This is a genomic window from Clostridium sp. JNZ J1-5, from assembly GCF_053901425.1.
This window is the reverse complement of record NZ_CM132773.1, coordinates 2,281,900-2,295,719: the sequence shown is the minus strand read 5'-3', so window position 1 is coordinate 2,295,719 and position 13,820 is coordinate 2,281,900. Positions and strand designations below refer to the sequence as shown.

Annotated in this window: 13 protein-coding genes; 5 read left to right on the top strand and 8 right to left on the bottom strand. The window is 30.2% G+C overall.

Going from position 1 to position 13,820, the window contains the following annotated elements; genetic code table 11:
* The first annotated feature begins 197 nt into the window (after positions 1–197).
* Positions 198–1,448, top strand: a complete 1,251-nt coding sequence (locus ACWW38_RS11190) for a hypothetical protein (RefSeq protein WP_456257633.1) — start codon at positions 198–200, stop codon at positions 1,446–1,448.
* Between the two features lie 97 nt (positions 1,449–1,545).
* Here the strand turns inward: ACWW38_RS11190 and ACWW38_RS11185 are convergent, their stop codons facing one another.
* The 6 genes from ACWW38_RS11185 to ACWW38_RS11160 all read right to left on the bottom strand — a co-directional run bounded on the left by ACWW38_RS11185 (position 1,546) and on the right by ACWW38_RS11160 (position 8,114).
* A complete protein-coding gene (locus ACWW38_RS11185) occupies positions 1,546–2,199 on the bottom strand; it encodes a 3-oxoacid CoA-transferase subunit B (RefSeq protein WP_456257632.1) in 654 nt (217 codons plus the stop codon).
* A 26-nt stretch (positions 2,200–2,225) separates the two neighbouring features.
* Positions 2,226–2,942 (bottom strand): CoA transferase subunit A, encoded by a 717-nt coding sequence (locus tag ACWW38_RS11180; RefSeq protein WP_456257631.1) that lies wholly within the window; start codon positions 2,940–2,942, stop codon positions 2,226–2,228.
* Between the two features lie 359 nt (positions 2,943–3,301).
* Positions 3,302–4,660: a sigma 54-interacting transcriptional regulator gene (locus ACWW38_RS11175; protein WP_456257630.1), complete on the bottom strand. Its 1,359-nt coding sequence runs from the start codon at positions 4,658–4,660 to the stop codon at positions 3,302–3,304.
* 38 nt (positions 4,661–4,698) lie between these two features.
* Entirely contained in the window at positions 4,699–6,360 is a 1,662-nt protein-coding gene (locus ACWW38_RS11170; RefSeq protein ID WP_456257629.1) for a Cache 3/Cache 2 fusion domain-containing protein, read from the bottom strand.
* Between the two features lie 178 nt (positions 6,361–6,538).
* Complete coding sequence (locus tag ACWW38_RS11165) at positions 6,539–7,420, bottom strand: TerD family protein (RefSeq protein WP_456257628.1); 882 nt, start codon at positions 7,418–7,420, stop codon at positions 6,539–6,541.
* 34 nt (positions 7,421–7,454) lie between these two features.
* Complete coding sequence (locus ACWW38_RS11160) at positions 7,455–8,114, bottom strand: AIM24 family protein (RefSeq protein WP_456257627.1); 660 nt, start codon at positions 8,112–8,114, stop codon at positions 7,455–7,457.
* Positions 8,115–8,354: 240 nt separating this feature from the next.
* On the opposite strand from ACWW38_RS11160, the gene ACWW38_RS11155 reads away from it, so the two are divergent.
* Positions 8,355–8,717, top strand: coding sequence for a TSUP family transporter (locus tag ACWW38_RS11155; RefSeq protein ID WP_456257626.1), 363 nt, complete (start codon positions 8,355–8,357; stop codon positions 8,715–8,717).
* 6 nt (positions 8,718–8,723) lie between these two features.
* Here the strand turns inward: ACWW38_RS11155 and ACWW38_RS11150 are convergent, their stop codons facing one another.
* Entirely contained in the window at positions 8,724–8,846 is a 123-nt protein-coding gene (locus tag ACWW38_RS11150; RefSeq protein WP_456257625.1) for a hypothetical protein, read from the bottom strand.
* A 306-nt stretch (positions 8,847–9,152) separates the two neighbouring features.
* Here ACWW38_RS11150 and ACWW38_RS11145 point away from each other — a divergent pair, with 306 nt between their 5' ends.
* Positions 9,153–9,737, top strand: coding sequence for an RNA polymerase sigma factor (locus ACWW38_RS11145; RefSeq protein ID WP_456257624.1), 585 nt, complete (start codon positions 9,153–9,155; stop codon positions 9,735–9,737).
* Positions 9,737–10,528 (top strand): DUF4367 domain-containing protein, encoded by a 792-nt coding sequence (locus tag ACWW38_RS11140; protein WP_456257623.1) that lies wholly within the window; start codon positions 9,737–9,739, stop codon positions 10,526–10,528. The genes ACWW38_RS11145 and ACWW38_RS11140 overlap by 1 nt, the downstream gene beginning before the upstream one ends.
* A 29-nt stretch (positions 10,529–10,557) precedes the next feature.
* Here the strand turns inward: ACWW38_RS11140 and ACWW38_RS11135 are convergent, their stop codons facing one another.
* Positions 10,558–11,067, bottom strand: coding sequence for a hypothetical protein (locus tag ACWW38_RS11135; protein WP_456257622.1), 510 nt, complete (start codon positions 11,065–11,067; stop codon positions 10,558–10,560).
* A gap of 235 nt (positions 11,068–11,302) precedes the next feature.
* Here ACWW38_RS11135 and ACWW38_RS11130 point away from each other — a divergent pair, with 235 nt between their 5' ends.
* Positions 11,303–13,810, top strand: coding sequence for a YceG family protein (locus ACWW38_RS11130; RefSeq protein ID WP_456257621.1), 2,508 nt, complete (start codon positions 11,303–11,305; stop codon positions 13,808–13,810).
* Positions 13,811–13,820: the final 10 nt, after the last annotated feature.

Sequence of the window (13,820 nt, the reverse complement as noted above, 5' to 3'; positions counted from 1 at the left end):
AAGCCTTAAAAAAATTAGCACATTCTTTTCCAAAAATTAGCACACCTTTTTAATAAATATTCTAAAAAACTATTAAAAAATCACTATTTAAATAATGGAATGGTACTTGCTTATATATAAATCTAAGACAAATATGAAAATACTTTTCATATCTGTCACATAAAAAACAAATTATTAATTTGAAAGGAGATTTTATAATGGAATACCTTGTAGAAAGAAGGTTTAAAAATCCTCTAGTTAGTGGATTAGTTGCATCTATTCTTGTCCTTATCTTTGCTAGCATAACTTGGCCAATATGGGCTCTTATCGCAAAAGCTATTATCAGTAATTTAGCTAGTGTAGGATTATCACAAGCTGACCCTGCTGCAGGAAGCCAATATATTAAGGATGTTACGGAAGGTACTTTCTTCTGGATGTCTATCAACTCATGGGTTTGGTTTACTCTAGTATTTGGAAATTACGGTAAGTATTCGAAAACAAAAAAACAACCTATTGCTGGATTTCGGTACGCAGTTTTAGCTTTTCTCTCAGGAGTAGTGGGAATGATTATCCTTGTTGGCCTTATTGGAGTTTGGTGGAAGCCATTTAACTTAGCAGTTATGTTAATGCCTAAAACCGCTGAAGAAATAAAGCTTGCCACAGAAGGATGGGCTGCAGCAAACTTCTATGCAGTGCCTGTACTTATTTGCCAAATTTCTTATGTAGCACTATTCGGCAAATGGCCATTTGCAGGAAGAATAGATCCTCCTTGGGATGGTTTTGGCGCTATGATGACAAGTACTGTTTTTGCAATAATTGTATGGGTAGCAATGTTTGTACCTAGCTTTTTAAAATTTCAATTAGGTGGAGTGGCAGCAGTTTCTCAACCTATGGGATCTTTCCCATCAGTATTAGCTTGGTGCCAGTGCTTTATATTCCTTTTCCTTTTCCAGGCCATTGGCGGAGAGGGTTATCCTTATAAATTATTTGCTAAATCACAACCTGCTAGAGGATTTGTTGGTCTTATTATATCTTTAGTAATGGCATTTGTAATAAGAGGCGCTTTGAGAATAATTCTTGAACCTATGGATCTTCTTAAAGGAGCACCTGTAGATTTAGTAATTACTTCATTAGTTTTATCTATTATTACTACAGCTCTATTATGGCATCATCAATTTTTCGATTATCCTGGAGAAGATAGGGTTAAGAGTCCAGGAACAAGAGTACTGATAAGACTTGCAATTGTAATAATACTTGGAACTATATTAGGATTAATATGGATGAAAACATATAAAATGCTACCATTTGGAGATAATAACATGGGCCTTGGATATCCTACTTTAGGATTAATTGGCGGACAATTCTTATTCATGATGCCATTCTTGTACTTAAATACTTTCTTTGATAAATGGCCTTTAATGAAACAAACTGCAAATAAATCTGTTAGCACAAATCAACATAAAGCATAAATTGAAATCAAAAACCTCCTTGTGGATGGAAGCCTTCGGGCAGCCATTCACAAGGAGGTTTTATATTGTAGGTTTTATATTTTGGTAAAGTAAAATTCTATATTTCCATAACCTTAACATCATTATGAACTATTAAATCAGCTTCAGTACACTTTACAACTTCATCAACAGATAATCCTGGAGCTACTTCTTTTAATACAAGTCCCTCATCAGTAACTTCCATGACAGCCTTATCAGTTATAATAATATCTACAACTTTTGCAGCTGAAAGTGGTAAAGTACATTTTTTCAATACCTTTGAATTGCCCTTCTTGTCTGTATGTGCTAAAGATGCTACAACCTTTTTCGCTCCTACTAAAAGATCCATAGCTCCACCCATTCCAGGTACAAAAGCTCCAGGTATCTTCCAGTTAGCAATATTTCCTTCTTGGTCAACTTCAAGAGCACCTAGCACAGTCATATCCACATGTCCACCTCTTATAATTGCAAAAGATGTAGCTAAGTCAAAAGTAGATGAACCTGGTAACATTGTAATTGGCTCTGCTCCTGCATTTCCTAAATCCGGATCTGATTCTCCCCTCTTAGGACTAGGACCAAAACTCAAAGCTCCGTTTTCCGATTGCAAAATTACTTCCATACCTTTTGGAAGATAATTTGCTGATTGTGTAGGCATACCAAAACCAAGGTTTACCACCATTCCTGATTTAAATTCTTTAGCAATTCTACGTGCTATTATTTCTCTACTATCCATTTTCCGTCCCTCCTATAATAATTTTTCTATACTATTTTTTTAGCTTTTATCCACAATTCTTCAAAATACTGTTGTCTTTCTTCAAGTGTATTACCTTGAACAACTATATCTACAAAGATGCCAGGTGTTCCAACATTGTCGTATGGTATTTCACCAATCTCAACTATTTCATCTACTTCTGCTATAACTATATTTGCAGCAGTTGCCATGATAGGATTTATTCCCTTTGATGTACCTCTATACTCAATGTTTCCAGCTTTATCAGCTCTAAATCCTTTTATTAAAGCTACATCAGCTTTTAATGGTGGATAAAGTAAATATTCTTTTCCGTCTATTACTATTTTTTCTCTTCCCTCTTCAATTTCAGTACCTAATCCAGTAGGAGTAACAATAGCTCCAAGTCCAGCTCCGCCCGCTCTAATTCTTTCAGCTAAAGTTCCCATAGGATTAAATTCAACTTCTAGTGTTCCTTCATTATATTGCTTTCCAATTTCAGGATCAGTTCCTATGTGTGCTCCTATAAACTTTTTAACTTGTCTATTTGCTGTAAGCTTTCCTACATCATGATTTCCACCTGGATATGATGCTACAGGTTGTATAAGTGTTAAGTTTTCAACTCCCGAACTTGCTAGTTCCTCCAACATATTAAGAGGAGAACCAACTCCTAAAAATCCTCCCACCATTATAGACATTCCATCTTTAATATTCTTTATTGCTTCTTGTGCTGTTTGAATAGAAACCATTATTACATACACCTCCAAAAATATTTGTATATTTATGCTTAATGTAAATCCTTTTTAAATCAGCTAGACTCCCCCCCTTTAAAATCCACTAACTTTTGATAAACTAGTTTTTGTGTAATTATTTTCATTGGTTTTCATTCTGATTAACTAATATGCACTTTACGTGCCAACTTTCTAATAAATCTTAGAATTTAGTATTATCAGTAATTTAAATAAAATTTCCCTTTTAGGTAATTAATAAAAACTGTTCTAATTTTTGAAAGAGTGTGTTAATTTTTGGATTTCAAAATTAAATTTTATATAAAAAATATCTAGAATTATTGATTATTTAAATAATCAATAATTCTAGATACTTTAATTTAAATATTATATTTTTTCATTTTATAATATAGATTACTCCTAGATATCCCTAACGATTTAGCTACTTTTATTTTATTGCCTCCCAAGCTTTCCATAGCCTTTATTATTTTATTTTTTTCAACTTCATCTGTTAATGACTTCAAGTCGTTATCTGCGTTGCTATCCTCAATGTCAACACCATTCATAGATAAATACTCCTTCATTACCTTATCTGTTAAAATTCCATCTGAAAAGCTTACCGCCATTTGTAGTACATTCAATAGTTCTCTAATGTTTCCAGACCATTCATAGGCCATAAGAGATTTTATGAATGATATATCCACTATAGGCTTTTCAATTCCCATTTCATCTGAAATTTTATTAATAAAATAGTCTACCAGAAGATGTATATCTTCTTTATGATGGCGAAGAGGCGGCACATTTATCGGAATAACATTTAATCTATAGAATAAATCTTTTCTAAACTTATTTTCTTTTACAAGCTCTATTAAATTAGCATGAGTTGCTGCAACTATTCTAACATCTATAGGTATGGGATAAGAGGCTCCAATCCTTTCAATTTCCCTTTCTTGAAGAACTCTTAGGATTTTAGCTTGAAGGAAAAGTGGCATATCACCTATCTCATCAAGAAAAATTGTCCCCCTATTAGCTTGAAGAAACTTACCTTTACTTCCTCCTTTTAATGCACCAGTGAATGCACCTTCTTCATAACCAAATAATTCTGATTCAAGTAGGTTTTCTGGAATTGCAGCACAGTTTATCCTTATAAATGGCTGATGACGCCTACTGCTTAAACTAGTTATTGCGTGAGCTACAAGCTCCTTACCAGTTCCTGTCTCACCCATAATTAAAACTGTAGCAGTTGTTTTTGCAGCCGCTAATATTCTTTTCTTCAGAAGAAGAATCGGTTTGCTTTCCCCTATATAATTATCAATAGTATACTTTGTAATATACTTAAGACTTGTTTTGCTATTTTGCATATATGGTATCTTTTCTAAATTCTCACTATCTATATTGCTTATTATGCTTTTTAAATTTATATATCCTACTGCATTATTATTTCTATCAATTACAGGCACTATACTTAGATTGATTTTAGCGTTTTTTAGATGATATATATCTTCATTTTCTAGAACGGCTTTTATAGGTATTATTAATTTATCTAAGCTTACTTTTTTATTAGCGAGTAAATTCTGCAATACAGTTGATGCTTTTATAATACCTTTATATTTTCCGTTACTGTCAGTAGCTATTACAAAAGACCTATTATTTAAACTTATCTTTTCAGCAACTATATCAAATGTGTCTTCAGGGGGGCATACTTCAAAAGAAGTATTCATAATTTCTTTTAGCTTCAATATAAACACCACCTTGATAAATCATAATTGACATAGTTTTACTGTGACTTCTTCACATCATCAATTTTAAATATGTTAACCTGATTGTCCAATTCTAAAGCAATATCATCAAGAATATCTCCAGAAGATGATATATTATTTAGCAATAACTTTAACTTTTCAACTTCAACTTTTAAGTTATCAATCCTATCTTCATATGAAATTGACTGATTTACTAACTCTTCTTCAGAATCAGTGTCATCTTCTTGTCCACAGTTTAACACAACATTTTCAACTTCACTAAGCTGAAGTTTTAGGTTTTCAAGCTCTTCATATTGTTGATTTATTATAATGTTCTCAATTTCAAGCCTTAATTCATTAATCCATTGAAGCATACATTCAATATAATATTCTCTTATATTTATGCTGCTCACCTTATTAGAATCTTCAACCAAAGTTAACTGCTTATAATTACTTAAACTTTCAACTCCATTTTCAATTCCTTTTAATGCATCTGCAGACTGAGTAATATCTAACTTAAGTCTTTTAGATGCTTCCTTTAAATTATCTGAGTTAAAAAGTATTCTCCCAACTAGAATAGAAATATTACTCAACATATTATTGAAAGTATTATTAAGGACTCCAAATTCATCATTATACACATAATTTAGTTTTCCAGATAAATCTCCATCCTGTGTTTCTTTCATGACCCCCATAAGTTCCATTATCGGTTTAGAAAAAGATCTCGATAATACATAGGCTATGAAAAGAGCTACTCCTATAACAGTTAATAAAGCAAAGAGAATAATTTTATAAAGCTTATCTCTAGTACTAAACAGTTCATGCTCATTGCCACCAGTTATTATATACCAGTCCCACGGTTCATAATATGTATAATAAGCTATCTTTTTCTGCCCATTAAAATCATATCTTATCTTTCCTTCTTTATTTTTAATAATTTCTTTTACCCAGGGATAATCCATAATATTCTGACCATTCATATAAGGGTGAATAATAGCATTTCCATTAGAATCTGTAATAAAAACATAACCGCTTTCACCAATAGAAATTTTCTTTATAGCATCAATCATCTCGTATTCTTTTTCTCTTCTTCCAAGAACAAAGGCTCCAATTAGCTTGCCTTCCTTGTCCAATATAGGCTTATATATAGTTGCCTGCCATATTCCTTCAACGTTTGCTCTACCGTGGAACTGCTGTCCATTTATTATCTTATTGTAAACTGGTCCTGAATTAATCAAGGTACCTACTATTCTTGAACCATCGTTTTTTCTTACATTTGTACTTACTCTTACAAATTCATTTTTATGAAGCATGAATATGGTTGCTTGAAGATTTTCCTCACCTATCAATTCATCAACTAAAGTATGATCATTTGTTATTACTTGCTTACCTATGTACCATGTAGGCATACGATGCCCTGCTAAGTCAACCATCTTTCCGTAATCAAAGTTACTTTCTCCAAGAGATGAAAGCTTGTAAGAAAAAGATGCAGCTGCACTATCCAACCATAGGGATAAAACCTTTTGCTGAGTATCTACCATATTTTTAATCCCGTTATTAACACTTGTAACTTTTTCTTCTGTTTGTCTTGATATTTCACTTGAAATAAAGTAGTAACTTATGCCCCCAATTAAAAGCAGAGGTATTACTGAAACCACTAAAAACCAAGTAAACAGACGAGTTTTAATAGTCAATCTCATACATTTTCCTCCTTCGTCTTATTTTATTTTATTGTATTTTATTAGTAAATATGTGATATATAATATTATATATCAGTTCTCATAAATTAAAAACAGCGGCTACTTCCTTATTTAACCAAAAATGGATTAAAATCAAGTTGAAATTTTAATCCATACAAGCTTTTTAAGTTTAAAAAATTTATTCAGCTTCAATACCATAGTTATCGCATAAGGCTTTAAGGCCACCTATAAATCCATTTCCTATGGGATTTATCTTCCATTCATCTTTATATCTATAAATCTCCGCAACTACTATGGCAGTTTCAAATTTTAAACCTTCATTAAAATTATATTTAAAAAGTTCGATTCTGCTTTGGGCATCCAAAACTCTAAAGTATGCATTAGTAACTTGCCCAAAATTTTGTCTCCTTTTATCTCCTTCATACACTGTAACAGTTACAGCTAATTTTTCTATACTAGATGGAATTAAATTTAAATCTAGTTGTATAACCTGATCATATGCCCTCTTTAAACCTGAGTTATGGTCTTTATCAATTATAACTCCTCCATCTTTACTTCTAGGGTTTCCATAAAACACAAAGTTTTCTTCTGAAGTATTCTCATTTTTATCTACTAAAAACAATGATGTATCCAGTTCAAACTCTGTATTTACTATATTTTTTATATCCCAGTCTAAAGCTATTAAAAGTTTTGATAGATTTTGTGTTTTTGAATTTACACTTACCTTCTGTCCCCTCATAAGCTTAGTCGTAAGGTTTGTATTTATACTATTTTTTATACTAGCATCCTTACTCGGCTTAATTACAGCATTCGATTGGGATACTGCTTGAGAACTACCAGGAATACTTGGGGACGGTTCTACAGTTTTATCTGTTCTTGTAGCTTTTGATACTCCATTTGCCGGGGACAGTCCTTGATTATTTTGTATTTTATTTATAGGCATAGTTAAGTCTATAATTCCCTTAGCCTCTCTTACAGTAGTGTCTATTAATAAGCTTCCGTATTTTCTTTGCTGGGTTCTTCGAATATTTGTACTTTCATTATTAATGTTTAAACTCATACTAAAATCTCCCCTCCTTTATCCCATAGCTATGCTAGTCTATTCCTATATGTACTCCACCGCCTCTTTCCGCTGGTTGAACTATAACAATATCTCCATAACTATTAAATTCAAGGAAGTAAGATTCTCCTGAGGTTTGTCCTATAAATGTCTTCCAACTTACATCTGTTCTAAAACTTGGATCAGGGCCTGTCCAACATATAACTGCATCTGGGTCAACTACACAAGGTGTTTCAAGTATTATTGGGTTTCCATTAGTAGTTATTGCAACTTGAGCATTAGGTCCCATTCCAGTAAGGTTAGATGTAAACATACCCTTCTGAGATATTACACCACTGCCTATAAACCTAACTCCATACTTACAATCTTCGGTGAAAGCAAGAAGGTTTTCTCCCTCAACTCCTATGCTTTGTCCCTGCTGAAGCTTTATTACGCTAATATGTTCAGCTCCGTGAGCCATATAATATGTACCTTTTCCATTAACCTTCATTATAGGTATATTTTCACCAGTTAATTTTCTTGCTGCTAAATTCATAACTGAATTTAAAATACTTCTATTTTGATTAGGATCTAATAGTACTTTCTCTGCAGTAAAATTGCCCTGATATGCTACCATTGCGCCTACTCTAGCAAAAAAATGTCCCTCTCCTTCTGCTGCGCATGTCAGCTCTTGATGAACTCTAAAATTAAACATCAACTCATCCCCTTTGTAAAAATTCATTAAGCTAATTAATGCTAGTATATCACAGAAAAAGTTTTGCTCAAGCAAAATATCCCTTAATCTAGAAAAAGTTTCATATTCTTTACAGAGGATTTGCTGGATAGTATAATTATGTAAATAGATAAAGTATAATACCTTACTAAAATGTTATATTAAAAATTTGTATATAAATATAAAAAATCTACTAAATCAATATTTAAAGGAGTTGCAACTATGTTAAATGCTCTAAGCTTTATAATTATTGGACTTATAGCAGGAACTTTAAGCGGATTATTTGGAATAGGAGGCGCAATTATTATAATACCTGCTCTAGTATTCTTTAAGCACTTTCCCCAATTAAGAGCTCAAGGAACATCTATTGTAGCTATGCTTCCTCCCGTTGGAATTTTAGCATTTCTTCAGTATTATAAAAAAGGTAATGTAGATATAAAAGCTGGAATAATCATTTGTCTTGCCATGCTTATTGGAGCAAAATTTGGAGCTCAAATAGCAAATATACTATCAATAGAGATAATGAAAAAAGCTTTTGGATTATTTATAATTATTGTTGGAGTCAAAATGCTTTTAGGGAAATAGATTTAACTATCTCCCTAAAACTTCTTTATTATAAATTCTCAACAATTTTATTTTAATTGCATTAATCTTCTCTTCTAATATTCCTTTTTCTTTATTCAATCTGTTAACTATATCTTCAACATTACTCATCAAATTTTCAGCATTATTTAAAGCTTTCTTTATGCTTGATTGAACATACCAATCAATAAGAAATCCATCAAAGAAAAAATCTGCAAAATTTCTTTTATTTTCTTGTTTAAATTGTCAAAGATACCATTTCTCATTCACTAATCATTTAGATATCTTACTCTTTAACTAAAACATTTAGTCGATAACATTTTTTAACATAACTGTTTAACTTATCTTTAGAATAGTCGATATTATTTAATAGTATTTATATTTATTATAATAATATCAAATACTGTATTAAATTAACACATAATAAGGAGATATAAGATGTTTAAATCAAAATCCAACAAAAAAAATGAACAAGAAAAACTGAAACAATTTAAAGAGTTAATCCCTCTTATATATAAGGACTTATATAAATTTATATTCTTGATTGTCAAAAACAAAAACTTATCTGAAGATATACTGCAAGAAACTTTAATACAAGCCTATGAGAACTTTCATTCTCTAAAGGATATAGACAAATTTAAACCTTGGATATTTACAATTGCAAGGAGAAAAGCTCTAGAGGTAATAAAAAAATACAAGAGAGAAATTCCATCTGAAGCTCCTATATTAGAATTGTTAGATGATGATGAATATACTCTCCCAGAAGATACAATAATCACCAAGGAACTTACAGATGTTATGGTTAATGGAATTAACTCATTAAAATCAGATCAACGGGACATTATTCACTTAAGATACTATCTAGGAATGTCATTTGATGAAATAGCTTGCACCTTAAATATTAACCATAATACTGTAAGAGTTAAACATATGAGAGCCAAAAAATACTTATTTAAATATCTTATGAATTCTTATTTTAAAAATACTGAGCTTCACAGTAATTTGGAAAGGAAGATGAAATAATGCGAAAAGATAAATTAGATGAACTTATAGAATATGCCTATGAAACTAATAAAGAAAATATAAGTGACATTGATAATATTGAAATACCCAAGCTTGATAAAATACTTAATAGATTTGAGGTTTCTGTAAATGAAAAATCTACAGAAAAAACTAGAAATAAAACTTTCATTTTAAGAAAAACTTTAGGGTTTACAGCTGTATTGTTAGTGGTTTTATTCTCTGCTACATTGCTTTCTGAGGTTCCACAAGTGAGAGCTTTTAAATTTAATCTAGTAAAATCCTATATAGAATTTAAAAATGATACAAAAAGCGTAAGTTTTTCTAATAGTGATATCCAAAAAAATTCTTCTAATACTCCTAATAAAAATTATTCTGGCAAAACAGGTGATTTAATTGAAATGAATCTATCCTTAGATGAAGCTCAAAAAAAAGTAAATTTCAATATATTAAAACCTATTTATGTTCCAAAGGGCTACAATATTAAAAGTGTAAAGTTATATATTGATCCAGCTGATCATAAAAAAATAGAACAGATATATTCTAAAAGTGAAACCGAAATACTAATTATAACTCAAAGCGAAATTGCACCTAAGTTAAGTGAAAAGATGTATGTTAATGATAATGCAATAATTAAAGATATTACTTTAAACAATGAACATATAAAACTTGTAACAGACAATAGCAGTTTTACCTTAGCTGTTTGGTTTAATGATCGATTTAAGTTTAACATTGATTCTATAGGTAGCCTTAATGAAGAAGAAATAATAAATATAATTAAACAATTAAAATAAGCCCTGTATGTAGGGCTTATTTTATTATTTTATTCTACAAATATATATTCAGATTCACTAACTTTTGTAGTTTTTACCCCATTTTCTATAACATAGTGTGTCCCTCTAACTCTATAGTAAGCATTTTTCTCAACATACTTGCTATAGCTTGTAGTTACTCTAAGATTATCTTTTGAATAGTTTGAATAAGAACTAACACTTACCCAATCATATCCATACCATCTTTCTAATACAAGACTATATCCTATTTCATCCACTAAACTGTTAGCTTGTGTTAGTCCAGTAACAAGTACCTGTCCACTGGATATCTCTGCAATAGCACAATACCAATTAATAATGCTTCCTGCTCCTACTACTGACTCTATTTCAAAGTCTACATCATTCATATCTTTTGATTTTTCAGAAGCATTTACTGATTTTGCTGGAGTGCCGCTAGTAGGAACTTTAGAGTATTCCTTTTTATCTTTAGCAAAAGCAGTTACTGTAAAAATACTTAATAACAAGGTTAAAGTAAATAAAAGCGAAACAATTTTCTTCATTAATTATACCTCCTAAATATTTTATATAATATTAGAGGTAAAAAAACAGTAAAATGTTTCATTATAAATTAAACTATAATATTTAAAGAAGTTTATTCTGTTGATAGTTATCATCTTTATTCTGTATAATATTGTTATGGTCAGTGAAAATTCAGACTGTGCTTTTATAAATATAGATTAATTTTAATCTATCTATATTAAAGTTCACTTTATTTGAAAGTAGGCATGATTATAAATGATTAATATAAGGAAATTTATAAATTCTTCTCTTAAAAATTCAAATGACATATTTAGTGATATAAAAACACCACTAAATAAAAGAATTGGATTTATAAATGGAACTAGCCCTATTGTACCAGTTTATATTTATAGACTTATAGGTATAGAAAACGATATCCCTAGTTACTATAAAAAGCTAAATAGTTTAGATAAAGAGCTATCTGATTTTAAGGATCTTTATTTAAAATTTATATCTGAAATTCCATTTAAAAATAATCCTATGCTAGTAGATAAAATCCAGTTTGTATGGAATAGAAGTAATCTAGAACCATTTAATAATACCAAGGTAGAAGCTTTAATTACTCTATTTAAGGGTAATGGATCTTTACCTGAAGTCAATCATTCCTTACTTAACTCCTCTATTGAGGAAAGTTTTAGCTATACGTTAAATTTATATTTAAAAAAAGAACCAAATGTAAATCTAACTAAAATTAAAAACTTTACCCTAAAGCTGCTCTATTGGATAAATGAATTTGTTCCAAACTTAGTAAAAAACTTTAATATTAAAGATAGCAGCAATGAAACTATTATAAATCCAAAAGTAATTTATTTCGGAGATATAAAAAAGCATGAAGTATATTTTTTAATTTTCTTATCCAGAATTGGTTGTGATGTTTTATACATAAATTCACCTGATGATGGTGAATTCAGCTTAATAGATAAGGAAGCTCATCACTCTAAAATACTTGTTATGCCTAAAAAATCAAGTTTAGATTTTAATAGTTTACCACGCAATCTAAAAGCAGCACCTGATTCGGGTATTAGTAATACAACAAATGGTATTAGCCATGCAACAAACAATCCACCAATAACGCCTTTTAATATAGATAAATATAAAAATTCTATAAGTGCTATATGTAAGACTTCTACAGATATTTTTAAAGATTTTGTAGCTCCTTTAAATAAACGAAGCGGCTTTATTGGGAAACCTATGCCTTTAGTTCCTATTTACTTTTATAGATATATAGGTATTAAAAATTCTCATGATGAATACTATAACGATCTCTATAAACTTAATCAGCAGTTACAAAGATATGGTTCATCATATTTAAAATTTACAAGTGATCTTCCAGTAGAAACTAATACAGAACTTGTGAGTAAAACTTCTAACATTTGGAGGACTGTCCCCTCAAATAGAGACCTTCTAATGCAGATGTTAGTGGAATGTAAAGCCTTCCATGATTTAAGAGAAGAAATAATAAACTCCTCTATAATAAAGAACTTTAGCACAGTTTTAAATCTGTACTTAACTAAAGAACCAGGAATAAATAATGCTAAGATTAAAAACTTTGTCTTAAAGCTACTTATATGGATATATAAATATATGCCAAATTTATTTAAAAAGTTTGATTATCTAAAAAACTCCACTGGCGAGATATTTAATCCAAAAGTTCTCTATTACGGAGATATAAAAAAGCATGAAGCATATTTTTTAATTTTCCTTTCTTTAATGGGATGTGACATTCTATATGTAAACTCTAAAGAGGATACTCTATTTACAGAAATTGATAGTGAAGAAAATTTCTCAAGGGTTATTATATTATCTGAAACAAGTGATTTAAAAGACTTCCCTGAGGAAGAGATTATAATAAGACAGGAAACTGCTGCTTTTAAAGCTTCCATGGAAATAGGCAATGTGCTTTACAATGAAGATGATGGACTATATAGATCTTGGCAATTTGAAGGCTACAAAACTCATCCAGTTACCCTTAAAACAACTTACGATGAGTTAAAGATATTATGGAAAGAAGAAGCCAGAATGCGCCCTGGCTTCAAAATAGAAGCTGGCACTGTCTATATTCCTAATATTTTTGCTAAAATAAGTGGAGTTCACAGTGACTTGAATACTTACTGGAATGAATTTAAAGAACTTAAAGAGCTAGATAATCTGTTATTTATATCAAAAGTACCTTATATTAATGATAATTACTCAAGATATGATTTGTATAGCCTAGAGTACTGTTTTAAAGATGGTATAGTTGATAAAGAAAATGTACTTAATCATAGACTTTATAAGTTTTCTTATTTAAAAACGCCTCTTCAAAATGGTATAATAGATAAGATAAATCAATTGCTAAGATTTCCTATATTTAAAAATTCTATGAATACTGAATTTAGACTTAAAATACTTATGACTATATTATCTTTAGATGCAAACGTATTAGAGCTAATTCAAAAATTTGATTACCCATTTAAAATACCTAAGCTTCTAATCTATGATAGTACTAAGGATATATTCAGCGAAGAAGATTCTATCATTTTAGCCTTTTTAAACCTAATGGGATTCGACATAGCTATATTTACACCAACAAGCTATAACAATATTGAGCAAAGAATTCAAGAAAACTACTATGATACACACAAATTAGAAGATGTTAAGTTTGATCTTCAAATACCAAATTTAAATTCTATTCGTAAAAACAAAGAAAAGCCCGGTTCATTCTGGTCTAATCTTTTTAAATAAGAGGAGGAAC

What these genes read in the sequence shown, in the direction of transcription:
- ACWW38_RS11150 (WP_456257625.1), bottom strand. Translation starts at nt 8,846, where the DNA reads ATGAGTAATGTTGAAGATATAGTTAACAGATTGAATAAAGAAAAAGGA.
- ACWW38_RS11155 (WP_456257626.1), top strand. Translation starts at nt 8,355, where the DNA reads ATGTTAAATGCTCTAAGCTTTATAATTATTGGACTTATAGCAGGAACT.
- ACWW38_RS11170 (WP_456257629.1), bottom strand. Translation starts at nt 6,360, where the DNA reads ATGAGATTGACTATTAAAACTCGTCTGTTTACTTGGTTTTTAGTGGTT.
- ACWW38_RS11185 (WP_456257632.1), bottom strand. Translation starts at nt 2,199, where the DNA reads ATGGATAGTAGAGAAATAATAGCACGTAGAATTGCTAAAGAATTTAAA.
- ACWW38_RS11180 (WP_456257631.1), bottom strand. Translation starts at nt 2,942, where the DNA reads ATGGTTTCTATTCAAACAGCACAAGAAGCAATAAAGAATATTAAAGAT.
- ACWW38_RS11140 (WP_456257623.1), top strand. Translation starts at nt 9,737, where the DNA reads ATGCGAAAAGATAAATTAGATGAACTTATAGAATATGCCTATGAAACT.
- ACWW38_RS11130 (WP_456257621.1), top strand. Translation starts at nt 11,303, where the DNA reads ATGATTAATATAAGGAAATTTATAAATTCTTCTCTTAAAAATTCAAAT.
- ACWW38_RS11160 (WP_456257627.1), bottom strand. Translation starts at nt 8,114, where the DNA reads ATGTTTAATTTTAGAGTTCATCAAGAGCTGACATGCGCAGCAGAAGGA.
- ACWW38_RS11145 (WP_456257624.1), top strand. Translation starts at nt 9,153, where the DNA reads ATGTTTAAATCAAAATCCAACAAAAAAAATGAACAAGAAAAACTGAAA.
- ACWW38_RS11165 (WP_456257628.1), bottom strand. Translation starts at nt 7,420, where the DNA reads ATGAGTTTAAACATTAATAATGAAAGTACAAATATTCGAAGAACCCAG.
- ACWW38_RS11135 (WP_456257622.1), bottom strand. Translation starts at nt 11,067, where the DNA reads ATGAAGAAAATTGTTTCGCTTTTATTTACTTTAACCTTGTTATTAAGT.
- ACWW38_RS11190 (WP_456257633.1), top strand. Translation starts at nt 198, where the DNA reads ATGGAATACCTTGTAGAAAGAAGGTTTAAAAATCCTCTAGTTAGTGGA.